The organism is Burkholderia sp. Ac-20349 (genome assembly GCF_017104865.1).
GTDB classification, from domain to species: Bacteria; Pseudomonadota; Gammaproteobacteria; order Burkholderiales; family Burkholderiaceae; genus Burkholderia; species Burkholderia aenigmatica.
The window spans coordinates 74,872-99,267 of record NZ_JAAGPM010000006.1; the positions used below are offsets into that span (position 1 = coordinate 74,872).

Here is a 24,396-nt window from a genome sequence, read left to right on the forward strand (position 1 = left end):
TTCGTCATTTTGTGGGCAGGGCACCGAGAACTATCGGATTAAACCTAACGCTTTCGCCCTCTGATACGCATTCAATCGCCGTCTGACGCCAAGTTTTGCGTAGATCTGCTGCATGTACCATTTGACTGACCCTTCGGCCAGGCCGAGCCGGTCTGCGATCTCCTTGTTTTGCAAACCTTGCGAGACGAATTCAAGAATACTGATCTCCCGTTGTGACAGCCGCCCCTCAGTTGTCGGTGGTAGAGCGGCTGCCTGTTGTGCCGCTGCACCTGGACGCAGCAAGACGCTCTCCGGTCCTGCTGCATAAGCCTGCAGAAGTGCGCCAGAAAACTCGACGTCGGACTGAATATTTTCCGGGATGTTAAAGATCGCGGCGAGCGCCTGCTTGACTGCATCACCTTCTTCGAGGAACGGCAGGACAATTTTCCGTTGCGCCGCATGCGCAAGTGCGTCGATCAATGCTCTCTTCGCTCCACGCGTATCCGCAGAGGCCAGCTTCGACGCAGCAACCAGAATGCGCATGCGAATCTCGGTACGCAGGCAGGAACGGGGCAGCGCGAATGCGATCCACCGCTTTGCCAGTGCCTCGGCCTCCTTTGCAAAGCCTCGCGCCAAAGCCAGCCTGATCCAGGCGATAGCCATCGCCTCGGTTTTCGTCGTTGTTTGATCTGAGGGGTAGAGAGATGTTGCATCGCGAGGAAGTTTTGCTTCATTGGCGATCCGCTGCGCGCTATCGACATCATTGCTTTGTACTGCCCGCCTGATTCTTTCTGCCGTCGCGTTCCAGAAAAGACGGTCGAAGGATTTCGCCGAGGCAAATCGTGTAGCGTGCGCCAACAATGATTCGGCTGTCTCGTTTTCTTGGTATACCGAGGCCAGTCTTGCACGTCCGACATATGCGGCAATGAGATGGTCGACGAGGCCCAGTTCGTTGCAAAGCGGCAGATATTGATCCCATTGGGACCTTGCGGCATCGTATTCGCCACAATCCATCAACAGTTCGGCAAGCAGGACCGCGGGCATCGCACCCAATGGGCTGGCATGCCCGGCGATGCCGTGTGCAATGTCAATCGCAGATCGGTATCCACTCGCGGCTTTTGCAACATCGCCGCGTTGAATCAGGGCGGGTCCCAATATGCTTTCATGCCAGACGAGCACGAACTGGCTGTTGGCGCGCTTGAAAAAACTACGGGCCGCCATGTCGAGGCGATCGACCGCGTCGAGGTGATACAACTCACGCTGTGCGCAAAGAAGACACAACTCGACGCTGCCGCGAAGATAGGGGTCATCGTCCGGGAAATCTACGAGCAGGTCAGAGCACATTCGTTCTACAGTGCGCATGTCATCGGCAAAGTGCGCAAGCATCATTTTTCGATGCTGGTAAATCTGGTAAAGCCGCGTGGCAGCTTCAGGCGCGAGCGAGTCTTTCTCGACCGACTCGCGAATGCATTTGAGTACCGAGTTCAGAACGCATCCGGCCTCGTCGAATCGCCATTCGAGCGTCAAGTTCCAGGCGCGAATGAGCTGAGTCGTCGGGTATTCATTGAGCACGCACTCCGGAATCTGCTTGACCCACGCCATGAGCGACAGAAGCTTTCCCTGGTAAAAAAGGTCGTTACATGCGTCATCGAGGATGCTGGCGGCATACCTGAAGTCGCCCGAGGAGACGGCATGGAACATGGCATCGTCCAGCATTCCATGGCTGCAGAACCAGTGGGCTGCACGCCGGTGCAGGGCATATAACCGGGTTTGACTGCTTTCACTCAGTCGCTTCTTCAGGAATTGCGAGAAGAGATGGTGATACCGATACCAATTTTCTTCTTCGTCGAGCGAAAAGATAAACAGGCCCTGTCGTTGGAGTTGCTTGATGATGGCCCGGCTATCGTCGCGTTGGCCTACCTCGTCACACAACGTGTAGCAGAACTGCCGGAGAACCGACGACTCGAGCAGGAAGCGCTGGACCTCTTCACTCTGCGCCGAGAAAACGTCGTCGGCGAGAAACGAACCGACCGAGCGATTGCTGCCTGAAAGGCCGTGCAGTCGCTCGTCCCAGTTATTGCCGTTGCCGACTGATAGCGAGACCAACTGGAGTCCTGCTGCCCAGCCTTCGGTCTTTTCGCACGCGAGCTCGACCAGCCTGTCGCTTGGCGGACTTGCGTTGCTGCTCTTGAAGAATTGATGAGCTTCTTGTACCGAGAACCTGAGCGTTGTCGAGTCGAGCTCGCCGAGTTCGCCACGGGCGCGTAACCGTGCGACGCTGAAGCCCGGTTCTGTCCGACTGGCTATGGCAAAGTGCATCCGTTCCGGTGCATCGCGCAGCAAGCATTCATACAGGTGTTCACCGGGTGTGCCGGCAATGGCATGAAGGTCATCGACAAAGAGGAAACCATCACCGTCAGCGCGCTCCAGTTCGTTACACAACATCGCGCCGATCGTTTCCGGCGACACATTGCGCTGTGCTTCGAACAGGGTCTGCATGGCGCTGTCGAGACCAGGCACGATCCGGGAAAGGGCCGATGCACAATGCATCGCGACTTCGGCAAGGGATGCGCCAATCTCCCCCACGCTGATCCACCCTACGGCCGCTTCCCCTCCAGCCCGCAGCGCGTCATGGAGCTGTGCCATCAACAGGCTCTTGCCATAGCCGGCTGGTGCGCGCACAAGAAGCAATCGGCGTGAACGCAAGTGTTCCAGCGCCGTTGGCAGTACCTCTCGCGGTACCGCGGCACCTGCTCTTGTTGGCGGGCGTAACCGGGTCGCGATCACGGGCAGCATCTTCGTCTTCCTCCTCCAGCCGTATAGCCGCTCGCAAGCAGGCTTCCGGTCATTTGGTTTCTCGTCTCCTCACAAAAGCATACACGCGTGTCCGCGGCCAGGTTCCTATCGAAAGATAGGTTTGTCGCGTTCGCCTTCCTTGGATGCCTATTGCCCGGAAGCCGAAATCGGTGCGACGGGGCCGCCGCGGGAAAACACCTAGTAGTCGCCATCACCCTTGACGGGCGGGCGCTGCGTCGACGACGCATGCCCAGGTCAGCTCGGACACGGCATCTCACCTTCCTTTATGCAGGTGTGTGAACGTCCGTCGATTACTACATTGACGCTTCAGAAGCGCTGCTTCCCGAAGCCTGGATGTGGCGCAAGGAATACATGGAGACACAGACATGACCATGAGACGCCAATTGGAGGTGCCTCTCACCTCGATCGCCCTTTCTCGGGCGGGTAGTGCTCGCAGTGCTCGTTCCGCATTGCCGCTCGCTCCCGTGTGCATGACCGGTTTGATCGGCGGAATTTGACAGGGAAAGGACATGAACACTCAGACGCATGCGCAAAATCTGCGCAGATGCTTCGGACGCTTTCTGACTGGCGTAACCGTGGTGACTTATCGCACCTCTGAAGGCCCGCGTGGCGCGACGATGAATTCGTTTACCTCGGTATCCCTTGATCCAGCACTTGTGCTGATCTCCGTTGCCCGGTCGTCGCGTACATGTGTGGCTATTGATGCGCAGCCTTTCGCCATCAATGTTCTCCGATCCGATCAAGTCGATGTCGCTTCGCACTTCGCAGGTCGGAGCAAGGAGGGCATCGAGCTGGTCTGGAGCGACGACGGCGCGGCCAACACAACACCGGCTCTTGCAAATGCTATTGCTGTTTTTCAGTGTAAGCCATGGCGGCAGTATGACGGGGGAGACCACGTTCTGGTCGTCGGCGAGGTTACATCGAGCATTTTGCGCGATGGAGACCCACTGGCATTCAGCGACGGGCAGTTTATGAGCATGGGTCTTCCTTTGCTCGGTTGACCACCCGCAATTCATCAGGATGATCGACTGGCGCCAGCCCGTCGCCAGTCGGGCCCGACACGGGGCCGAGATCGGCAGACCATCATAAGCATGACGAAACAGTTAAGAAAGTCACAGGAGCAGAGATGAAGATCAGTCTATTTTCGCAAGCGGCGTATCGGGGGTTGCCAGCAGACTTCGAACACCAATACGAGGCGGTGTGCGACACCCCGTACTCCCTTACCAATCAGGATGGCATTTACGCGGATGTTCGAGACTTCCTCGATGTGCTGATGGTTGCCGCTCGAGCCGGATTTGATGGGCTCGCCGTAACGGAGCACAGCCAGTCGGCGTACGACATGATTCCCAATCCGGACCTCATCGCCAGTGCGCTGGCTTATATGACCGAGTCGGAGAACATCCCGGTCGCGATCATTCCGATGGGACGCTCGCTCGGTAAAGCCCGCGAACCGCTTCGCGTCGCCGAGGAATACGCGATGATCGACGTCATGAGCGGCGGTCGGCTTGTGGCGGGGTTCCCGATCGGGTTGTCTTACGATGCGGCGATCAACAATGGCATCGCGCCAATCGACATTCGGCCTCGTTTCGACGAAGGGCTCGAACTGATTCTGCGGACCTGGCGGGATAAAAACCCCTTCCCGTTCAACGGACGATTCAGCCAGCATCCGACAGTCAACATCTGGCCGCGGCCCTTGCAGGAAAATATCCCGGTCTATATCACGGGCACCGGCAATCCACGAACGATGCAGATGTGCCTGGAACGCAATATGGCGTTCAATTACCTGAGCTGGTTTGGGGCGAAGCTGACCGGCAAGCGAATCTTTGATCGTTTCTGGGAAACCGCCGACCAGCTTGGCGTGGCTCGCAATCCGTTCCGGATGGGATTCGTGCAGACCATCGCGGTAGCAGAAACCGACGCGCAAGCAGAGATCGACTACGCGCGGCATCTGGAATACGGATTCCGAAAAGGTCTGGGAGCCATTCCGATCGAAAAGCTGGGGTTGCCGGGAGGCATCGATATCAAGGGTGTCGAAGCCTTGATCAAGGACCCGGGTGACTTCGGGATGGTCGAAAAGTTGCGCGATGCCTCTTATCGTGACCTCGTCAATGCTGGTTGCGTGATCGCCGGCAGCCCGGCAACCGTACGCGAACAATTGGCCGAATACATCAAGCTCTACGGCATCGGGAATCTCCATGCCATGTTGACATTCGGATCCCTCCCTCGGCACCTCGCCATCAAGAACGTCGAACTGTTCGCAAAGGAAGTCGCGCCTTACTTGCGTGACATCTGGAAAGATTCGGATCACGAACATAATTGGTGGCCGGCCAAGCTCGGCGGACGTCCAGGCCCGGTTGCAAATGGCACGCGCGCAACCGTCGGCGGTTCCGAAACGCAAAAGCCAGGCCGTTGAGGTCACGAGTTTGCCTGAGTGCTCACATGTCAAAAGGAGACTGTTCAATGAATATGCCAACCCGGGCCGCGACCCCGGACATCACCGAACGCACACTTCGAGTATGGGGTGGTCGCATCAACATGCGCGTAAAGGTCGCGGGTGCCGGACAACCCGTCGTCTACCTGCATCCGTCAGCTGGACTTGGCTGGGATCCATTTCTGTCCTGGCTGTCTGAACACTTCACGGTCTACGCGCCCGAGTTTCCCGGAACGAGCGCTGGTGATCCCTATGCGATTCACTCGGTCAACGCGCTTGGCGACGTCGTACTCGTGTACGAGGAGGTCGTCCGCACCTTGGGGCTCGTCAAACCCATACTGATTGGCCAATCATTCGGCGGCATGCTCGCGGCAGAACTCGCGGCGGCTTTTCCCAATCTCGCCTCCCGGGTCGTGCTGCTGGATCCTATTGGTCTGTGGCGCGAAGACTTGCCCGTTGCGGACTGGATCTCCGCTCGGTCGGAGGAACTTCCGTCGCTTCTGTTCCACGATCCGGCGAGTCCGGCTGCACGGTCCATGCTTGCGCTTCCCGAAGATCCCGGCTTGGCGGCCGCTGCCATCGCGGCGCGGGTCTGGGCCTTCGGCTGTACCGGGAAGTTCGCCTGGCCTATCCCTGACCGAGGCCTGAGCGCAAGGCTGCATCGGATCACTCAACCGGTCCTGCTGGTCTGGGGGCGGGAAGACAGGCTGGTTCCGGTCGGATATGTCGACGAATGGCAGGCTCGACTCCTGGATTCCAGAGTCGTTGTCATCGATAGCTGCGGCCACATTCCGCAAGTGGAGCAATTTCCCGAAACAGTGGCGGCAGTGAGCGATTTCGTGCGCATCGAATAGCGATCGCACGGCGAATCCTGTGGCGCCAGGGTACAGGGTACGTGGTGTGCGTACCCGGTTATCAAGTTAGGAATACTATTAAAAAAGGTGAGGAGATAATCAATTTTATTAGAAGATTGCTGCCTGCAACGATGGCGATTCTGGCGCTTATGAATACAAACGCGGACGCGACCGAGAACGGCCTGATCAGTTACCCCGTCGGAGTCAATACGGTGCTCGACGGCGTGCTGCCCCCACCTGGCGCCACGCAATTCTATAACTACACGCTCTATTATTTTGCCAACAAGTTTGCCGGATCAAACGGAAAAAATCTGATTCCTGGATTTCATCTCGATGCGTTTGTCGATGCACCGAGAGTCGTCCATACGTGGGGTACAACCTTGGGCCCGTTCAGTGTCTCCAGTGGCTTGATCGTCCCTGTATTTCATCTGCACGTAACCACTCCCGGAGGAACGGGTAATCGGACCGCGCTTGGGGACATCATTCTTCAACCCTGGCTGATCAGCTACACGAATTCGTCGCACACGGTCCTTGCATTTCTTGCCACTGATGTTGCGGTGCCCAGTGGCGCGTACTCGGTAAACCGCGTGGCCAACACCGGATTGAACACGTATGCGCTCATGCCGAACCTCAGCGTGACGTGGTTTCCCGCTCCTGCATGGGAAATCTCGACGACCACACTTGTTGAAATACAGTCGCCAAATTCTGCCACGCACTATCACTCTGGCGTGGTTGGAACCCTGGATTATCTCGTCGGCTATTCGTTGAACAACAAGGTTCAGCTCGGTTTGCAAGGGTATTTCCTGAAGCAGGTTACCGACGACACCGTGAACGGCGTTCCGGTTCCCGACGGCGGTTTTCGCGGACAGGCGGTCGCTATCGGGCCGCAACTGCGGTACATGTGGTCACCGGCGGCTGGAATCGTGTTCAAGTACCAGCATGAATTCGCCGTGCGCAATCGCCCGCAGGGCGAGAAACTTTGGGTGGAAGTGAGCTTTCCGCTCTCGTAGCACGACGAGCTGAATTTTGGGGGATGCCTCGCCTCACGGAAACGATGGCGCTCAAGCATTGCCGCCGCAGCCCGGTTTCGGTTTCGACACCGAACTATCCTTGAAGATGGTCCTGGAGCAACTTATGAAAATCGTTGAACCGTTGCCGGCATGCACAGATGGACCTTTGGCACTCACGATTGGCAATTTTGATGGCGTTCATCTTGGCCATCAGGCAATGATAGACCGGTTGAAATGCCAGGCGAAATCAAGAGGCTTGCCTGCATGCGTACTGACGTTCGAGCCACACCCGCGAGAATATCTGTTTCCCGAAATCGCACCGCGAAGACTCACGACGCTGAGCGAAAAGGCGGCCCTGCTGGAACGATATGGTATCGACCGTCTCTATGTCTGCCGCTTCGATAGCAACATGGCTAGCTTGCCGGCTGAGCTGTTCGTATCACAGGTTCTCGTGAAAAATCTGGGTTTGCAGTGGCTGCTGGTCGGAGAGGACTTTCGTTTCGGTGCGAGGAGACGGGGTGATCTTGCGATGCTGAGCGAGGCCGGTCGTGCGCTGGGCTTTGAACTTGAAACCCAGCGCGATGTAACGGCGCTCGGCGATCGAATTTCGAGCACCGCCGTGCGAACGGCCAGGGCGCAGGGGGATCTTGATCGGATGTGGTTGCTGCTTGGTCGGCCCGGTCTGCTTTCCGATGCCATTGCCTGTTCAACATGACATCTGTCGTCAGCTGTGAGCGGGACTAACGAACTCTCGGTTGCATTCGCTGGCCGATCTCGATGGCGTCGCGACGATCTCCGGGAACACGCTGAACTTGCGGGTTTGCGCATTGCACGCCATCAAGTCGATTACGTCATGCAATGACGGAGGGAGCATGCAGAACAACGTGGGGGCGCCATGCAGGCGGGGCGCGATGTCACGAAATCGGATAATTCGGCGTGCCTCAACGGAGCCGCTTGCGCGAGAATGCGCCACCGTCATCGTCGCGTAGCAGCCGGGCCGCCCAAGGTGCCGATGGTCGCCTGCATAGGAAAGCTCTTCACTTTGCGCAATGCGATGGCCAACAGCGACGGACCTTGAGACGGCTCCATATCCGTTTTTCTCGTTAGACGGCTACTCCGAAACGTGCGATCTTATAAATTGAAGTTCGCGGCAATGCTCCGCCCATGAGCGGCGTTGACGTTAACGCTCAGTTTGATAGTCGGGCTGATCTGAATGACGGAGATCGCACTATCGACAGCACCGACGCTACTCGCTCGGTGGTTGATCTCGACGGTAACGGTGTCGGTGTTTGCTTCGGTCGGATCTGACACGGCGACGGACAACTGGGAACGGGTTTCTGCGACTGTTACTGACGCCTTGGTGGAACTGGTTAGATACTTTGCTCCGTTGATGCCGACCGCACCGCCGCCAGGATTCCAGAAGTTCGCACCGACGACCCGAGTGACGATGCCGCCCACAGGAGCGTATAGCACGGCGTGAACGCCGTTACCATTGGACAGAATGGAAATACCTGGATTCGTCGCGAGCGCATTGACCTCGGCAGCACTCTTGTTGGGAAGCAGCACATACGCATAACTGGCCGAGGTCGGATTCACCCCGTGCGGAATTGCCAGGCTCAGATAGTTGTCCGTTACCTGCGTGGTCGAACCGGTCCCGACATCTGCCCACGCGCCGGTCCGTCCCTCGCGGATCACCGTCAGTGACACGGGAGTCGGGAAGATGTAACCGATTCCCTTGGAACCATTCGCGCATGAGCCCGACAACGCCGGGCTGCAAGTGTTCTGGCTGCTGCCCTGCAAGTGAGCCCATTGCACGCCGGGCACGTTCTGCGGGCCGGCCCCCAATGCGGCGGACGAATAGACGCTGTTGTTGATGGTGAGCTTGTTGTCACCGCCTGCGGAACCTGCGCTCGGCGGTACAAGTTTGCGGTTGTCGACGATGGTTTCAACGGGAGTGCCCATCGTATCGGCAAGATCCGAGCCCAGAGCGACAATGCGATCGTCCATCATGAACCACGACTTGCGGCCGGTCATGTTGCTCGGACTGACTCCGGCTTGCCCCTGCCGAGACAGGAATCCTGTCATGTCAAACTCCATGCCCGCCGAGGTGTAGGCTCCGAGGACGCTGGAGCCGCCTGTCCAGCGCAAGCTGCCCAGTGCGTTTCCGTAAAATGCCCAGTTGACTGGATTCGTGAAATTTGCGCCGTCCACTGTTGTGCCAGGCAATCTGCCGTAGTTCACGGTAGCCCAGAAGTTACCGCCGAATTGCGTCTCGTCGTCGGTGTACATGGTAGTCATGCCGGCGCCCGTCAACCACCCTTTCTTGTTTTCACCATTCCCGAATTCAAACGAAGAAATGCGGTCCGAGAACATCGAGAGTGCAAAGCCGAACGTGGGTGTAATGTGAACCGCGCGTGCCATGCTGGCATACGTGCGGCTCATCGGCACTACGGCAGCAGCAGGCACGGTAGCGTCCGCCAGCAGTTGTTTGACGCGCGTCATGTCATACAGGCTCAGCCCGGAAAAGTAACAGGCCGAGGTGCAGCCGGAGGTGCTATTGAATGTCTTGTCCGACTGGATCCAACCCTTGATCATGCCGCTGATCCGCGCGGCCGTTGCGGCATCGACTGCATCGGCCAGTCGCCGCACAGAGACGGCCATGGCTTTTCCGGCATCGTGGTCTGTTGTCGCCGGGCGCGAAATCCCGCGTCCGCGCGTCATGTCCATCGCTGCGCCTCCGTACATAAATGGCGCGATACTGTTGTTCACCCACCCCGTGATGGTCTGCAACTCGGTGCTCGAGAAGCTCCAATTCGTGTTGCTTGTTAGATACATCAGGTTGGTCATGTCGTCGATAAGCGTACTGCCGTAACCGCCGATATAGCTGATGTAGTGGTGTTGAATGAATGATCCATCATCATAGAAACCGTCGTTCGATGTGACCGTGTTGTATACGGGGGGCATGGCGTTACGCGCCGCAGTGATCTTGGCGCTGTCGTTGGCCAGCATGCCACTAAATATGCGCCCCACGACCTTATCCAGCAGATTTGCGCCCGTCATCGCCACCGGCGGGTTCTGTGCTGGCCAGGTCTCATTTGTCGGATCGGCGTTGAAGTGATCCATCGCATCGACGTAACCGCTAATGAGGGCACTGTTGTCGGTCTCGAGATCGTCATAAATCGGGATCAAGATTTTCCCCAGAGCCTTGGGGATGCCGATTTCCCAATCCCACCAGTTGTTGTACTGCGCAATGTTCGGGTTGTAGTGATTGTCGTGGAGCCATTGCAGGGACTCCACGATTTGGCCGCGAAGCACCTTGCTCCGATAATATGGATTGCTGGCGCTCTGCGTTGTGTAGGCCAACACCATGTCGAGTACATGCAGATAGTTACTGGTCAGGTTCGCGCTTGTGGTCCAGTTGCAGAGATCGTTGAACAAGCAGTCGGTCGTACGATTGGTTTTCGCGATGTACGCGTTCAAACGTGTCTGAGCGGTGGAGACGATTGCGCCGACGTTCCCATTGATGTCTGAGTCGCTCGTGTCAATGGTGCCACCCGTAACATAGGTTTGCCATCTCGCACGCATGGACGCAATGGCGGTTAGCGTTGCGGTATTTTTCGGCGGCGACTGATGAGATCCGGAATCCAATCCTCCATCTCCACAAGCTGCGATAACGGTCGCGACTGATAAAACAATAGGCGCCTTAATAAGGAAGTTCATGATTCCGGTACGAACAATCATTTCAATTAACCCTGCATCGATATTTAAATAAAATAAACTAAAAATTTTCGCTCTAGCTTGAAATCTCGGACTACTAAGTTGTCTTGCTGGCGCGCCAACGTCACTTCGGTTACCTATATCCAAACTGTTGGACGGCTACCTCGCAGAGGGCCAGGTGGACTGGTCAGGGGCACGTGTGAGTAAAACGCTCATTTTAGGTAAACGTTTAACTTTCGGTGCGGCGGAAATCACTGCTACGCCAAAACTGGCGCGATGTCGTTTGATCAGCCTCCATGAGGCCACTGGTAGAAAAGTCATGCCATTCGGGAAAACACTAGTTCGTAGGCGTGACATCAGGGTTAGGTAATCGTTTTCCTTTTTTGCTGCGGAGGGGCGGCGTGCTCGATGGTGGGGCAATGTGGCGCGCGCGGAAGGGGGGGGCTGGCCTTGCTGCCGCCTTCGCAAACGGTATCGTGGTGCGAGATTGCATGGTGATGGAGTCTCGGTCGTCGCGTCTCGACGGGAGCCTGTCCGTGACCGGCGTAGCCGTGTTGAATGCCGATTTGTGAGGGGGTGATTTAGAGCATCCAGGTGGTGACCGACGATGCCATTGAGGTGGGTGATGAGCTTGAGCAGGCCGTCGATCAAGGCCGCCTGGTCAAATCCATTCCCTCCTCTCGAATTCGAGAGGAGGGTTGTCATATTTGTCGATTCCAGATCAACACCTGAACGTGCATAGTAGCGACACCGTCCAGATTGAAGACGAGCAGCGCATGCTATGGCGAATCGTTTGAAGTCAATGCCGGTGAGCAGTCCATACGGTTACGGTCGCTGACTCGACGATCGGGCGATCAACGGGGCGATCCGAATTGCCACGACGGCTTCGCCCGCGCTCTTCCCCTGTCAGAAAGGGTGGTTTGACCGGAGGTTCACAACGGCTTGTGGCTATGCGGCGGAGGCTATGTTTCATCAACCGTCCTGACCGGCACACCCGCTCGATCGGTCAGGCTACCGTACTGCGAAGGGGGGGGCTTGAAAGCATATGTGATCGACCGTATCGGCGGACCGGAAGTCCTGCAACTCCGCGACATCCCGTCCGTTCCGCCGAACGCGGATGAAGTTCGTATCCGGGTCCGTGCGTTTGGTCTAAATCGTGTCGAGACGTATCTTCGTGCGGGCAAGATGGGGCCTGTCGACGGCACGCGCGTACCCGGCGTCGAGGCAGTCGGAGAAATCCTCGAGGATCCGTCCGGTATGTTCCGCGTCGGCCAGCGCGTCGCAACCGTGATGGGCGGTTTGCAGTTTACTCGCTGCGGCAGCTATGCCGAAGAAGTGACCGTGTTGCGTACGAACGTGATCGACCTCGGCGGTACTGCACTGTCATGGGAAGAGCTCGCGGCACTGCCGCTTGCCTATTTGACGATCTGGGGCGCGCTGAGTCGCAGCCTGGAAATCGAGTTGGGCGAGACGATTCTCGTGCGCGGTGCCACCTCGACAATTGGGCTGGCGGCTGTTACCTACGCGAAAGCTCGGAAAATGCGGGTGATCGCGACGACACGCTCGAAAAAACGCGTTGAACAGCTTCACATCGCCGGCGCAGACGATGTGATTATCGATGGCGGGACCATTTCCGACGACGTGCTTCGCTTCCATCCCGAGGGGATTGATGCCGCGCTCGAAGTGATCGGCGCGTCAACGCTGCGCGATACGGCAAGGACGTTGAAACCCTTCGGTGCTGTCACCGTGATCGGTATGCTGGGCGGTCCGCCCGTCCTCGAACGATTCAATTTGATGGCCGATCTGCCCCCGGCTGTTCGGCTTGCCTTCTTCCCGGCGCAGGTGCTCGGCTCGGCGGCGCTCCCGCTGACAGATTCGCCACTGCGTACGATCGCCAACGACATCGCCGCGGCGCACTGGCCGTCGCATCTTCAACATACGTTCGAGTTCGATGAAGTGCGCGAAGCACACGAGTGGATCGACAGCAATCGCACACATGGAAAGCTGGTGGTGCGAGTTTGAGCCGCGCGAGAACATTCCGAGAGCGGGATGTCGCCATTTGCTGGTTCCACTATGCAGCGCGCGCTGAATTAACACGGGAGATGAAAAATGAGTAACGGACAGTTCGACTATTCGGGCAAGACAGTCCTGATCACGGGAGCGGCATCGGGTATCGGGCGGGCCACGGCGCTGGCGTTTGCCGAGCGCGGCGCTCGGCTTGTGATTGGTGATGTGGGACAAGGTGCCAACGAAACCGTGGAGCAAATCCACGCATTAGGCGCAGAAGCCATCTTCGTGAAGACCGATGTCAGCAACGCCGACGCCGTTCGCGCACTCGTGGCGACGGCGGTCGAGACTTACGGGAAGATCGACGCGGCGTTCAACAATGCAGGGATCTTGCCGCGAACGGCGCCTTTCGCCGAAATGACGGAAGAAGATTTTGACCGAGTGATCGCCGTCGATCTCAAGGGGGTGTTCCTGTGTATCAAACATGAGATCGACGCGATGATCAAAACGGGCGGCGGCGCCATCGTCAACACGGCGTCGGTCGCCGGGGTGATCGCCGATCCGGGGATGGCACCCTATGCGGCAGCGAAACACGGGGTGATTGGTCTGACGAAAGCCGCCGCGCTCGACTACGCGACCAAGGGAATCCGCGTGAATGCGTTGGCGCCGGGTTTGATCCGCACGCCGATGACGGACCGTTGGCTGAGCGATCCGGCCATGACGCAAACCCTGATGGCGAGTAGCCCGATGGGGCGCGCGGCGGAACCCGAGGAAATGGCCGGTGTGGTGCTTTTCCTGTGTTCTCCCGCTGCATCCTTCGTCACCGGTGCGGTTTGGCTTGCCGATGGCGGCATGACGGCGCATTGAGGCACGAGGTTCGCGCGATTGCGCGAGAAGCAGAAATTCTCAATATGCAGGATTGCGAATATAGGCGGCAGGCGGTTGCAGATCTGACGTTTCCCAGTCGCCTTGAAAAAAATCCCTCGCCCTGACGGAATCCGTCCGGGGGAGGAGGAATGTCAATCAATCCAGGAGCAGTCGTGGCAAAGATACTGGTTCTCTACTATTCCATGTACGGCCATATCGAAACGATGGCGAATGCGGTGGCCGAAGGCGCGCAATCGGTTCCCGGCGCGGAGGTGATCATCAAGCGTGTTCCCGAAACGATTCCCGCGGAACAGGCTGCCGCCTTCGGCGCGAAGCTCGACCAGGACGCAGCGGTCGCGACGCCTGCCGAACTCGCCGATTACGATGCGATCATCTTCGGTACACCGACCCGTTTCGGCAACATGGCCGCGCAGATGCGCAACTTCCTCGATCAGACCGGCGGGCTGTGGGTGAAGGGTGCACTGGTTGGCAAGATCGGCAGCGTCTTCGCTTCCACCGGGACTCAGCATGGTGGCCAGGAGACGACCATTACGTCCTTTCACAGCACGCTGTTGCATCACGGCATGGTGATCGTCGGTGTTCCTTACGCGTGTGCCGGACTGACGAAAATGGATGAGATCACGGGCGGTACACCCTATGGCGCAACGACGCTTGCGGGTGCTGACGGCACACGGCAGCCCTCGGCCAACGAACTCGATATCGCGCGATACCAGGGCAAGCACGTCGCGGAATTGGCGGCCAAACTCGCCCGCCCGCATTGACGCTTTCTTCTGCGGCACACCGATACGGTTGATCGACGTGTGCCGCCGTTGAGGCAAGCAGGCAACGGATCGCAGCATCGTCAGTTGCTGCGAAACGCCAAGCACAGAGGTCTGTCGGACGCTGGTCGCAACAAGGTGAAGCGATTCGAGCATTGAAACTGCAGACGCCAGACCCATTCCGGCAAGCGTATCAGTCGAACTTGAACGCAACGGCTGGGCGGCCCCATCTGACCACAGGATTTATATATGAGCAATTCAAGTCATCTCATTGCGAAGGATCAGGTAAGCGCAGTCACTGAATCACCCACTGTTCTGAAGTTGAAGACAAAGGATGACATTGAAGCGACGCGAGCCGCCGTGCGCATGTTCAGCTCGAAAGTGGACGACACTTTTTACGGGAAAAGAGTTCAGGTAAGCGACGATGTGAGCGTCCTCGTCTACCGTCCTTCGCAAGGAGCCCAAAACGAACCGTTGGCTGCGATTTTTTATATCCATGGCGGCGGGTATGTAGCCGGGGCCGCCGATCTGTACGATAACGAGCACCACGAGGCGGCCACGAAGTTGAACTGCGTTGTCGTTGCGGTCGATTACAGGCTGGCTCCCGAACATCCGTATCCGACGCCGCTGAACGACTGTGTTTCCGGCATCACGTGGGTTTATGACAACGCGGAACAGCTTGGCATCGACCGGGAGAGAATAACGGTGATGGGGGAAAGCGCAGGGGGCGGTCTCACTGCTTCGCTGTGCCACTATCTGAGGGACAAGACAAAGATCACCCCCAGGAACCAGGTCATGCTGTTTCCGATGCTGGACTACAAGACGTCCGCCAATCCCGCCGAGATCAAGAACAAGTACGCCGGCGAGTATGTGTGGACCCACGATGTGAACGACTTCGGATGGAAATATCTTCTTGGCGACAACAAGGTGGAGGATATTGAAATTCAATATTACTCGCCATCATATGCGCCGAGTTTCGAGAATCTCCCCAGCACGTACATCGTGGTCGGCAGCCTCGATCTTTTGCTTGACGAAAGTCTGGAGTATGCAAAGAAGCTCAGCTGTGCAGGCGTACCGATTTCGATGGAAGTGGTGGCCGGGGCCGTTCATGGATTCAACTTCATACCCAGCGAAACGGCAAGAAAGTTCAATGCGCGGCTCAGTGAGTATCTGACGTCTTTTTTGTAACGAATGCCGGATAGCGGGCGATTCGGTCACGCCGGGCGATTTCGCCCGGCAATTCAGTTGTCAAACTTCTTGACATACATGCATTCGACGCAGGATCACATTTGCCTTGTTCGCACCCAGAGGATCAATGTGTCGGAGCGGGGGCGGCACCGATGTGTGTACGAAAGAGCCCATACGGCTTTTGTCGCAGATCCTTGCCGCCATGGAATCCGGCCTGCCGCGGCAATTGATTGGCCGTGAAGTACAGGTAGCCGTCCGGACCGATGGCCAGCGTGTCGGGCCACAGAATGCGGGAGTCGTGCACGAGGGTCGTCCACGCTCCACCGGGCGAGCGCTTGCGGATCGCATCGTGCTCGTAGTCGCCTGCGTACACGGTGCCATTCGCGTCTGCCGCGAGCCCGTCGGATGCGCCTTTCTCGCCGAGATCCTGGACGGCCGCCGACAGCTGGGTGTCGCTGACGGAGGCGTCACGCAGCATTGCCGTCGATACGGCGTAGAGACGACGACTGGAGAGCGGGCAGTAATACAGCGTCTTCCCGTCCGGTGACAGGGCAATGCCGTCCGACGCCACCGAGAAAGGCCGGGTGTTGCCATCGGCATCGCGGGTCATCATGGGTTCGCCATCGAAGACAGGTACGAAATGCGGATCGGCCGATGTCGATACATCACCCGTGAGGCGTCGCATTGCGCTGCCCGTGTCAAGATCGACGATGATGATGCCGCCAGTACCCGTGAGCGACGAGTCGGTTACATAGGCGACCCCCGCCTTGCCGACGCGGAAGTCGAAGCGCACGTCGTTGACGTAGGTTTGCGCGCGCATGACGTTGCCCGGAAAGACGATGGTCTTCACGATCCGGTTTTGCTTCAGATCAATGGCGACGAGCTTTGCACCGCCCGCGACCGGGCTGGAAAAATTCGGCGCAGCCGTATCGAGCACCCAGAGGCGGCCGCGACCGTCCGCCACCACGCTCTGGACGCTCAGGAAGTGATCGGCCGGATTCCCGTTGTCCGCGCGATTGACCTCGGCATCCGGATACGGGGCGACCTTGCCGTGCCGCAGTTCGCCGACGGTGAAGGGCACGTCGTCCCCCCAGCGCGGAAAGTTGACGAAGATTCGGCCGGATTCGGAAACCGTGACGCCGGTCGGCATCGCATCGTTGAACGTGGCAACAGTATCCAGGGTACCCGGGGTTGACCGGGTGTCGGAGGGAGGCGGCGCGACGGTTGCCGCAGGTGTCGCGGCGACGCTCGAGGCGTAAGGCGCAACGCTCCACAACGCGAGCGCACTGGCAAGCGCGAGTGATTTCAGGCGGTAGCGGATTGGCGTGGAATGCTGGCGCGAGTGGCGCATGGTTATTTTCCTGTCGTTGAGGGAATCTGGCTTCCGGCGCGGCATCGAATTCCGACACGGTGTTGCCGTGCTCAAAACCCTTCAAGCACGATCTTGCCGCGTGCGCGGCCGCTTTCGATGAGGGCGTGCGCGCGGCGGAGGTTTTCCGCATTGATGCTCCCGAAGTGCTCGCCCATCGTCGTACGAAGCGTGCCGTCGTCGATCAGGGTGGCGATGCGGTCGAGGATGTCGTGCTGGCGGATCATGTCCGGCGTCTCGAAGAGCGAGCGGGTGAACATCAGCTCCCAGTGCAGCGAGATGGCCTTGCGCTTGAGCGGCACCGCATCGAGCGTCGCCGGATCGTCGATGACGCCGAGCCGCCCCTGAGGGGCGAGCGCTTCGACGATCTGCGCATAGTGACTATCCGTCTGCGTGAGACTGGCAACATAACGGACGTGGGGCTCGCCGATTTCCCGCAGCCCTTCGACCAGAGACCGCGAATGATCGATGACGTCGTGGGCACCCAGTTCCCGGACCCACGCCTGCGTTTCCGGGCGCGAGGCCGTGCCGATGACGCGCAACCGGGTGAGGCGCCGCGCGAGCTGCGTCAGGATCGATCCGACGCCGCCGGACGCGCCGACGATCAGGATGGCATCGCCTTCGCCGCCGCCCTCGGCCACGCCGAGACGGTCGAACAGCAGCTCCCATGCGGTGAGCGATGTCAGCGGAAGGGCGGCGGCGTGAGCATCGCTCAGGCTGGCGGGCTTGCGCGCGGCAATGCGTTCGTCCACCAGCCCGTACTCCGCATAGGCGCCGGCTCGCGCGATCGACCCTGCGTAGTAAACGTCGTCGCCCGGCTGATACAGCGAAACGTCGCGACCCACGGCCTCGACCGTGCCGACCGCATCCCAACCCAGCACGCGCGGCGCGTCGGTCGGCGATCCCTTCCGGACCTTGGTGTCGACAGGGTTCACGGCGATCGCCCGGATCCTGACGAGCAGGTCCCTCGGCCCCGGCTCGGGCAGGGGCAACTCCGCTTCGTGGAGCGCGTTGGGGTGGGTGGCCGGGAGGCCGTGCTGCGTATAGACGATGGCTTTCATGCGGTGTGTTCCAGTCAGTGTGGAGAGAGGTCGGGAACCGGCGGCTATTGCCGTCGTCGACGATATGGATCGCATTTTCCAACCTGCAACACAGATGAAAAACCAGGAAAATCGGGTAGCACTTTCACTGTAGGAATGAAAATGATCCGGATTGACGACCTTGGACTCTTCGTGCGGACGGCGGCGCTGGGCAGCTTCTCCAACGCGGCCCGCGAGGCCGATCTGCTTCCGGGGCAGGTCAGTGCGGCGATTCAGCGGCTGGAACGGGAGCTGGACATTCGCCTGTTTGCCCGGTCGACGCGCAGCCTGAAGCTCACGTCGGAGGGCGAGCAATACCTGCCCTATGCGCAGGAAGTGCTGTCGGCGCTCAGGGAGGGGCGGGAGCGCCTGCATGGGGAGCGCCACGAGCTGCAGGGTGTGCTGAAGATCTCCGCGCCGTCGGATCTCGGGCGAAACGTGCTGCTGTCATGGCTGACGGCGTTTCGCGACGCGCATCCGAAGCTGGTGCTGAAGCTGTCGTTGTCGGATTACGTGGCGGACGTGTTCCGCGATCCGGTCGACGTCGCGATTCGCTATGGCGTGGCGGAAACCGCCAGCTATGTGGCGTTGCCGCTCGCGGAGAGCAACCGGCGCGTGCTGGTTGCATCGCCGGCCTATCTGGCGCGCCATGGTCGCCCGACCTCGCTCGACGAGCTTGCGTTGCACAAGTGCCTGCTCTTCGCGCTCGGCGGCCGCGTGTACGACCGATGGGTATTTCCCGTCAACGGCGTGCGCCGGCTGGTGACGGTCAACGGAGAACTGCTTTGCGATGACGCGGACGTTGCGCGTCGCTGGGCGGTGGAGGGGCTCGGTGTTGCCTACAAGTCATGGCTCGACGTCTGCGACGACGTCACGAGCGGGCGGCTGGAGGTGCTGATTCCGGATCAGCCCGGCGAGCCTGCGCCGCTGAACCTCGTATGCCCGCACCGCCGGCAATTCTCGCCGACGGTGCGTTATCTGCACGCGGCGCTTCGAGAACCCATCTCGAACATGGCCGCTGAAATGAAAAACCACACCGTGCTCCAAGGGAGATAAGAGCGTGCGGGGCGTTTGACGGCGAGGCATCGGGAGGGCACGGACCGTGCGCGGCCTTTCTACGGGAGAGGTGTTGTCACGTCCAGGCTCGGAGAGCGAGCGTCCATGGTGCCTGCGCGAAGCGCCCGGCGAGAAAGCCGAGCAGCAGCGTGACGCGCGCCGGACGCAGCATTCCGGGTGGCGTGATGAGGTTGATGTTGATGTCGGAGACCGTCCGGTCCTGCATCACGACCTCCGGTTCGCCGCGCTGCGGAGGTTCGGCGAGACGCGGCCGAACACACTGCGTTCCGCCTCGGCGGGCGCGCGCGCCACTGGTTCAGAGCGTGTGTGACCGGACCACGCGAACCGGGACCGACTTGTACGACGGTGTGCCGCTTTCCTTGTCGATGTAGTCGAGCGGGACGAGTACGTTCGCTTCCGGGTAATACGCGCCGACGGATCCCGCGGCGATGTCGTAGGCGATCGCCGTGATCTTCTCGAGCCGCATCGGCTGGCCGCCGGGTGCGACGGTCTCGATGTCGACCAGATCGCCGTGTTCGAGCCCGCACGCGGCCAGATCGCCCTCGTTCATGAACAATACGTCGCGTCGGCCGAACACGCCGCGATAGCGGTCGTCGAGCCCGTAGATCGTGGTGTTGTACTGGTCGTGGCTGCGCAGCGTCACGAGGCGCAGGATGTCGTCGCCGTGAACGGGGGCATCTTCCTCGACGCCGCTGAACACCGAGAACATCGCCTTGCCGGTCGCCGTCGGCCATTGGCGTTCGGTCGGCGGCAGCGGCAGCCGGAATCCGCCCGGCGCCCTGATCCGTTCGTTGAAGTTCTCGAAACCCGGTATGGTTCGTTCGATCAATGTGCGGATCTCGTCGTAGTCGGCGATCAGGTCCAGCCAGGCGACCTTGCTCGCCGGCAGCGTTGCGTGCGCAATGCCGGCGACGATGGCGGGCTCGGAGCGCAAATGGTCGGACGCCGGCGTGAGCGTGCCCGACGACGCATGGACCATCGACATCGAATCCTCGACCGTCACCGATTGCGGGCCGCCTGCCTGCACGTCGAGCTCGGTGCGCCCGAGGCAGGGCAGCACGAAAGTCTCTTTCGCGACGAGCAGATGCGAGCGATTGAGCTTGGTGCCGAGGTGGACGCTCAGGTCGAGCTGCCCCATCGCCGGAAAGCATTGCCCGGAGTCGGGCAGCGCGACCGCGAAGTTGCCGCCGAGGCAGATCAGCGCCTTGGCCGTGCCGTCGATCATCGCCTGCATGCCCTTGACGGCATCGTGGCCGTGCGCACGCGGCGGCTTGAAGCCGAACACGTCCTCGATCTTCTTCAGGAATTCGGCCGACGGCTTTTCGGTGATGCCCACCGTCCGGTTGCCCTGCACGTTGGAGTGACCGCGCAGCGGGCAGATGCCTGCGCCCGGCTTGCCGATGTTGCCGCGCAACAGCAGCAGGTCGGCAATCAGGCGAACGTTCGCGGTGCCCGTGTTGTGCTGGGTGATGCCCATCCCGTAGGTGACGATCGTTGCATTCGCCTTTGCATAGGCGTTCGCCACCTGTTCGAGTGCAGCGCGCGCGAGCCCGCTTTCGCGCTCGATTGCATCCCAGCCGGTCGCGACGAGATCGGCGGCGAACGTGTCGAAGCCTTCGGTGTGCTCGGCGATGAACGTGTGGTCCAGCACGTTGCCTTGTGCGGTGTCCAGGGCCAGCAGCGCCTTCATGATGCCCTTGAGCGCGGCCGCGTCGCCGCCGGCCTTGACCTGGAAGTAGGTCGACGCAATGCGCGTCGACCCATAGGTGGCCATCTCGACGGGATTCTGAGGGTCGGCGAAGCGTTCGAGCGCACGCTCGCGAAGCGGGTTGAACACGATGATCGGCACGTTGCGGCGCGCGGCTTCGTGCAGCGTACCCATCATGCGTGGATGGTTGGTCCCCGGGTTGTGGCCGATCGAGATGATCAGGTCGCACACGTCGAAATCTTCCAGCGATACCGTTCCCTTGCCGATGCCGATCGACTGCGGCAGGCCGACACTCGTCGGCTCGTGACACATGTTCGAACAGTCGGGGAAGTTGTTCGTCCCGTATTCGCGTGCGAATAGCTGGAACAGATACGCGGCCTCGTTCGACGCGCGCCCCGACGTATAGAACTCGACCTGGTCGGGCGGCAGTGCGCGCAGCACTTCGCCGATGCGGGCGAACGCGTCGTCCCATTCGATCGCGCGGAACGTGTCGCTCGCGCGGTCGTAGACGAGCGGATGCGTGAGCCGCCCCATGTTCTCCAGTTCGTAGTCCGACATGCGCAGCAGCGACGACACGGTGTTCGCCGCGAAGAACTCGGGCGTCACGCGCTTGGTCGTCGCTTCCCACGTGACGGCTTTCGCGCCGTTCTCGCAGAACTGGAACGTCGACTTGTGTTCCTTGTCGGGCCATGCGCAGCCGGGGCAGTCGAACCCGTCGGGCTGGTTGGTCCGCATCAGCACGATCGGCGCCTTGAGCGATTCCATCTGCGTGCGGACTGCTTCCGCCGTTGCACGGAGGGCGCCCCAGCCGCCGGCCGGGCCATCGTATGCCCGGATACCCGGGACGTCGCGTCGTGCAGTCATGTGAGCTCCGTTGTTGTTCAGGTCAGCTTGAATGTCGGCCGGTTTTGGCTGGTCACTGTGCCTGTTCGAATCGCGATGTGGAATCGACAAATCTGATAACCTCCCTCTCAAATTCGAAAGGCTGATATGGATCTGAATGCTGTCGAGATGTTCGTGATCGTCGTGCAGGCGGGCAGCCTGTCGGCGGCGGCCGTACGCACGGGTATCCCGCTGCCGACACTGAGTCGTCGGATCCGCGCCCTCGAAAGCGAACTGGCCGTGCAATTGCTCGAGCGTTCAGTGCGTGGCACGCGATTGACGGATGCCGGCGTGCGGCTCTACGAACACGCCAGTCGCGGCATCGAAGCGCTGGCCGAGGCGCGGGAGTCGGTGGTGGGCGCGCAGCATGAATTGAAAGGGTTCCTGCGTTTGTCGTTGCCGCCGACGTTCGAAGTGTGGTGGGATCTGCTCGGCGAGTTTCAGGCGCGTTATCCGGGCATTCGCCTGTTCGTGCATACCACCGAGCGCCGTGTCGACCTGATTCTCGACGGCATCGATGTGGCGTTGCGGGTCGGGGCGATCGAGCAGGAGTCGATGGTGGCGCGCAAGATCGCAATCTATCGGCATCGGCTCGTCGCGAGCCCCGCGCTGCTCGAGCGTTACGGCCGACCGGAGACGCCGGACGATCTGCATCGTTTGCCGTGTGCAACCTGGGGGCGCGGGGCGTACGCGCCGCCTGTCTGGCATCTCGGCGACACGAAATTCCATCCGCGCCCGGTGCTGTCGACGAACGATTACTCGCATCTGCGCAACCGCGCGCTCGTCGGAGATGTCGTGACCGAACTCCCGCCGTTTCTTGTCACGGACGAGTTGCGTAAAGGCCGGCTGGTTTCGATTCTGGACGACTATCCGTTTCCTGCCGTCGAGCTGAACCTGCTGTTTCCGTCACACCGACATCCGTCATCGATCGTCAGGGCGTATCTCGACTTTTGCCAGGCGTACTGGGACGCGAAGTTGAGTGATGTCGTGAGCGGGGCAACGCCTCCGGATTCGCACGCTTGATCCGGTGATCACGGGCATCGCCCCCGGCCCCGTCCCGCTGCTTGCTTCGTGGCGATCTGATCGCGATTCGGTATGCCGCGACGGACCGTGGCGTTGATCCCGAACGGGATGCGCAACGCGGAATAGGATCGATTCCAGTTCTTCTGTTTCAGTCGCCGTGACCGCGCAGGGTGTTGCATCAAATGAATGCTCGGGTGCATATCGCGACCCGGCGCAAGACATCGGGCACGCGGGTTCATTCTTCCTGCGCTCGGTCGATGGCTTCTCGAGCGAATCCCGAATCCAGATCCCTGCCTGCTTCTTGAATTTGAGAGGCCGGTTTTCAGATTTGTTGCTTCCGCCGCATGAGCCGAACCGGCATAGTGATCGAGCCATCTCGTCCACGCAAGGAGGAACACGATGATCGAGGTTAGACATGCAGATCAACGCGGACGAGCGGAGCACGGCTGGCTCAGCTCGCGTCACACGTTTTCATTCGCGAGCTATTACGACCCGAAGCAAAGCGGCTTTTCCGATCTGCTGGTGATCAACGACGACCGGATCATGCCGGCGCAAGGATTCGGCAAGCACCCGCACCATGACATGGAGATATTCACGTACGTGCTGGAGGGCTCGCTGGAGCACAAGGACACGATGGGCACCGGGTCGGTGATCGTACCCGGTGACATTCAGGTGATGAGCGCCGGCACCGGCGTCGCCCATAGCGAATACAACCCTTCGAAGCGTGAGCCCGTACACCTCCTGCAGGTGTGGATCGCAACGGCCGCGAACGGCACGCCGCCACGCTATCAGCAACGTCACTTCGGCGAGGAGCAGAAGCGTGGCGTGTTGCGACTGGTGTTGTCACCCGACGGCGCGAACGAATCGCTGACGCTGCAACAGGACGCTCGCGTTTATGCCGGACTGTTCGACGGCGATGAAAGCGCCGAGCTCGAACTTGCCGGCAACCGTTACGCGTATGTGCACGTGGCGCGCGGTGCGATTGCCGTGAACGGCGTCGAACTTGGCGAAGGTGACGGCGCACGGGTCCGCGGTGAGCGAACACTGAGCTTTACGCGAGGTCGCGGTGCGGAAGTGCTGGTGTTCGATTTGCGCGGCATTGAAACGCCGGTGTTGTGGTCTTGACCGGCCTTCCAGGGACGCGTCTGGCGCCATGTGGGGCGACACTTAATTCATCGAGAAAAATCGTGCGTGACACACTGTTTGAAAACCGCAAGGACGAGTTGATTCTCGTCGCTCGCATCCTGCTGATGGTGCTCTTCGTGATGTTCGGCTGGTCGAAGCTGACCGGGTTTTCCGGAACCGTTGCCTCCATGGCATCGAGTGGCGTGCCTGCCCCCGAGTTGTCGACGATCATCGCCGTGGTAATGGAGTTCGTTGTCGGCATCGCGCTGGTGGTCGGGTTCCATACGCGCCTGCTGGCCTTGTTGCTCGCGCTCTACACATTCGGGACGGCGATTGTCGGTCATCACTACTGGAACATGACCGGCACCGTGCAGTACGACAACATGATCCATTTCTACAAGAACATCAGCATCATTGGCGGGCTGATGCTGCTGTGCGTGACGGGTGCGGGAAGGTACTCCGTCGACGGGCGTTGAGCCACACG

At 59.9% G+C, this 24,396-nt stretch carries 19 protein-coding genes and 1 pseudogene; 14 read left to right on the top strand and 6 right to left on the bottom strand.

Annotated features, from left to right (window positions below; translation table 11 throughout):
• Positions 1–30: 30 nt before the first annotated feature.
• Positions 31–2,775 (bottom strand): LuxR C-terminal-related transcriptional regulator, encoded by a 2,745-nt coding sequence (locus tag G3N61_RS04000; RefSeq protein ID WP_205821626.1) that lies wholly within the window; start codon positions 2,773–2,775, stop codon positions 31–33.
• 530 nt (positions 2,776–3,305) lie between these two features.
• On the opposite strand from G3N61_RS04000, the gene G3N61_RS04005 reads away from it, so the two are divergent.
• The 5 genes from G3N61_RS04005 to G3N61_RS04025 all read left to right on the top strand — a co-directional run bounded on the left by G3N61_RS04005 (position 3,306) and on the right by G3N61_RS04025 (position 7,806).
• Positions 3,306–3,797: a flavin reductase family protein gene (locus G3N61_RS04005; protein ID WP_205821627.1), complete on the top strand. Its 492-nt coding sequence runs from the start codon at positions 3,306–3,308 to the stop codon at positions 3,795–3,797.
• Between the two features lie 125 nt (positions 3,798–3,922).
• Positions 3,923–5,209, top strand: coding sequence for an LLM class flavin-dependent oxidoreductase (locus tag G3N61_RS04010; RefSeq protein WP_205821628.1), 1,287 nt, complete (start codon positions 3,923–3,925; stop codon positions 5,207–5,209).
• 47 nt (positions 5,210–5,256) lie between these two features.
• Positions 5,257–6,081, top strand: a complete 825-nt coding sequence (locus tag G3N61_RS04015) for an alpha/beta hydrolase (RefSeq protein ID WP_205168728.1) — start codon at positions 5,257–5,259, stop codon at positions 6,079–6,081.
• A gap of 131 nt (positions 6,082–6,212) precedes the next feature.
• Complete coding sequence (locus G3N61_RS04020) at positions 6,213–7,091, top strand: transporter (protein WP_205821629.1); 879 nt, start codon at positions 6,213–6,215, stop codon at positions 7,089–7,091.
• Positions 7,092–7,215: 124 nt separating this feature from the next.
• Positions 7,216–7,806 carry a hypothetical protein gene (locus G3N61_RS04025; RefSeq protein ID WP_205821630.1) on the top strand — a complete coding sequence of 197 codons (591 nt, stop codon included), beginning with the start codon at positions 7,216–7,218 and terminating at the stop codon, positions 7,804–7,806.
• Positions 7,807–8,222: 416 nt separating this feature from the next.
• On the opposite strand, the gene G3N61_RS04030 is transcribed toward G3N61_RS04025, so the two are convergent.
• Positions 8,223–10,832 (bottom strand): polysaccharide lyase 8 family protein, encoded by a 2,610-nt coding sequence (locus tag G3N61_RS04030; protein ID WP_205821631.1) that lies wholly within the window; start codon positions 10,830–10,832, stop codon positions 8,223–8,225.
• 570 nt (positions 10,833–11,402) lie between these two features.
• On the opposite strand from G3N61_RS04030, the gene G3N61_RS04035 reads away from it, so the two are divergent.
• The 5 genes from G3N61_RS04035 to G3N61_RS04055 all read left to right on the top strand — a co-directional run bounded on the left by G3N61_RS04035 (position 11,403) and on the right by G3N61_RS04055 (position 15,649).
• The gene (locus tag G3N61_RS04035; RefSeq protein ID WP_205821632.1) at positions 11,403–11,540 is read left to right on the top strand and encodes a hypothetical protein; all 138 of its coding nucleotides are present in this window, start codon (positions 11,403–11,405) and stop codon (positions 11,538–11,540) included.
• 315 nt (positions 11,541–11,855) lie between these two features.
• Positions 11,856–12,830 carry a zinc-binding dehydrogenase gene (locus G3N61_RS04040; protein ID WP_346778547.1) on the top strand — a complete coding sequence of 325 codons (975 nt, stop codon included), beginning with the start codon at positions 11,856–11,858 and terminating at the stop codon, positions 12,828–12,830.
• A gap of 87 nt (positions 12,831–12,917) precedes the next feature.
• Positions 12,918–13,682 (top strand): glucose 1-dehydrogenase, encoded by a 765-nt coding sequence (locus G3N61_RS04045; RefSeq protein WP_205821634.1) that lies wholly within the window; start codon positions 12,918–12,920, stop codon positions 13,680–13,682.
• Between the two features lie 173 nt (positions 13,683–13,855).
• A complete protein-coding gene (wrbA, locus tag G3N61_RS04050) occupies positions 13,856–14,464 on the top strand; it encodes an NAD(P)H:quinone oxidoreductase (RefSeq protein WP_205821635.1) in 609 nt (202 codons plus the stop codon).
• A 246-nt stretch (positions 14,465–14,710) separates the two neighbouring features.
• Positions 14,711–15,649 carry an alpha/beta hydrolase gene (locus G3N61_RS04055; protein ID WP_205821636.1) on the top strand — a complete coding sequence of 313 codons (939 nt, stop codon included), beginning with the start codon at positions 14,711–14,713 and terminating at the stop codon, positions 15,647–15,649.
• 124 nt (positions 15,650–15,773) lie between these two features.
• Here the strand turns inward: G3N61_RS04055 and G3N61_RS04060 are convergent, their stop codons facing one another.
• Positions 15,774–17,000, bottom strand: coding sequence for an L-dopachrome tautomerase-related protein (locus G3N61_RS04060; protein WP_205821637.1), 1,227 nt, complete (start codon positions 16,998–17,000; stop codon positions 15,774–15,776).
• A gap of 71 nt (positions 17,001–17,071) precedes the next feature.
• Positions 17,072–18,079 carry a zinc-binding alcohol dehydrogenase family protein gene (locus G3N61_RS04065; protein WP_205821638.1) on the bottom strand — a complete coding sequence of 336 codons (1,008 nt, stop codon included), beginning with the start codon at positions 18,077–18,079 and terminating at the stop codon, positions 17,072–17,074.
• 141 nt (positions 18,080–18,220) lie between these two features.
• On the opposite strand from G3N61_RS04065, the gene G3N61_RS04070 reads away from it, so the two are divergent.
• Positions 18,221–19,153: a LysR family transcriptional regulator gene (locus G3N61_RS04070; RefSeq protein WP_205821639.1), complete on the top strand. Its 933-nt coding sequence runs from the start codon at positions 18,221–18,223 to the stop codon at positions 19,151–19,153.
• A 76-nt stretch (positions 19,154–19,229) separates the two neighbouring features.
• Here the strand turns inward: G3N61_RS04070 and G3N61_RS04075 are convergent.
• Both G3N61_RS04075 and G3N61_RS04080 read right to left on the bottom strand, forming a co-directional pair.
• Positions 19,230–19,403: pseudogene (locus G3N61_RS04075) on the bottom strand (LysR family transcriptional regulator); the annotation flags it as partial.
• 66 nt (positions 19,404–19,469) lie between these two features.
• Positions 19,470–21,746 carry an FdhF/YdeP family oxidoreductase gene (locus G3N61_RS04080; protein WP_205821640.1) on the bottom strand — a complete coding sequence of 759 codons (2,277 nt, stop codon included), beginning with the start codon at positions 21,744–21,746 and terminating at the stop codon, positions 19,470–19,472.
• 126 nt (positions 21,747–21,872) lie between these two features.
• Here G3N61_RS04080 and G3N61_RS04085 point away from each other — a divergent pair, with 126 nt between their 5' ends.
• The 3 genes from G3N61_RS04085 to G3N61_RS04095 all read left to right on the top strand — a co-directional run bounded on the left by G3N61_RS04085 (position 21,873) and on the right by G3N61_RS04095 (position 24,388).
• Positions 21,873–22,787, top strand: a complete 915-nt coding sequence (locus G3N61_RS04085) for a LysR family transcriptional regulator (RefSeq protein WP_175220719.1) — start codon at positions 21,873–21,875, stop codon at positions 22,785–22,787.
• Positions 22,788–23,186: 399 nt separating this feature from the next.
• Positions 23,187–23,912, top strand: coding sequence for a pirin family protein (locus G3N61_RS04090; protein WP_205821641.1), 726 nt, complete (start codon positions 23,187–23,189; stop codon positions 23,910–23,912).
• 62 nt (positions 23,913–23,974) lie between these two features.
• Entirely contained in the window at positions 23,975–24,388 is a 414-nt protein-coding gene (locus tag G3N61_RS04095; RefSeq protein ID WP_205821642.1) for a DoxX family protein, read from the top strand.
• Positions 24,389–24,396: the final 8 nt, after the last annotated feature.

Coding starts and splice junctions, on each gene's coding strand:
- G3N61_RS04045 (WP_205821634.1), top strand. CDS start 12,918: ATGAGTAACGGACAGTTCGACTATTCGGGCAAGACAGTCCTGATCACG.
- G3N61_RS04015 (WP_205168728.1), top strand. CDS start 5,257: ATGAATATGCCAACCCGGGCCGCGACCCCGGACATCACCGAACGCACA.
- G3N61_RS04065 (WP_205821638.1), bottom strand. CDS start 18,079: ATGAAAGCCATCGTCTATACGCAGCACGGCCTCCCGGCCACCCACCCC.
- G3N61_RS04000 (WP_205821626.1), bottom strand. CDS start 2,775: ATGCTGCCCGTGATCGCGACCCGGTTACGCCCGCCAACAAGAGCAGGT.
- G3N61_RS04080 (WP_205821640.1), bottom strand. CDS start 21,746: ATGACTGCACGACGCGACGTCCCGGGTATCCGGGCATACGATGGCCCG.
- G3N61_RS04020 (WP_205821629.1), top strand. CDS start 6,213: ATGGCGATTCTGGCGCTTATGAATACAAACGCGGACGCGACCGAGAAC.
- G3N61_RS04070 (WP_205821639.1), top strand. CDS start 18,221: ATGATCCGGATTGACGACCTTGGACTCTTCGTGCGGACGGCGGCGCTG.
- G3N61_RS04060 (WP_205821637.1), bottom strand. CDS start 17,000: ATGCGCCACTCGCGCCAGCATTCCACGCCAATCCGCTACCGCCTGAAA.
- G3N61_RS04010 (WP_205821628.1), top strand. CDS start 3,923: ATGAAGATCAGTCTATTTTCGCAAGCGGCGTATCGGGGGTTGCCAGCA.
- G3N61_RS04085 (WP_175220719.1), top strand. CDS start 21,873: ATGGATCTGAATGCTGTCGAGATGTTCGTGATCGTCGTGCAGGCGGGC.
- G3N61_RS04025 (WP_205821630.1), top strand. CDS start 7,216: ATGAAAATCGTTGAACCGTTGCCGGCATGCACAGATGGACCTTTGGCA.
- G3N61_RS04030 (WP_205821631.1), bottom strand. CDS start 10,832: ATGATTGTTCGTACCGGAATCATGAACTTCCTTATTAAGGCGCCTATT.
- G3N61_RS04005 (WP_205821627.1), top strand. CDS start 3,306: ATGAACACTCAGACGCATGCGCAAAATCTGCGCAGATGCTTCGGACGC.
- G3N61_RS04090 (WP_205821641.1), top strand. CDS start 23,187: ATGATCGAGGTTAGACATGCAGATCAACGCGGACGAGCGGAGCACGGC.
- G3N61_RS04055 (WP_205821636.1), top strand. CDS start 14,711: ATGAGCAATTCAAGTCATCTCATTGCGAAGGATCAGGTAAGCGCAGTC.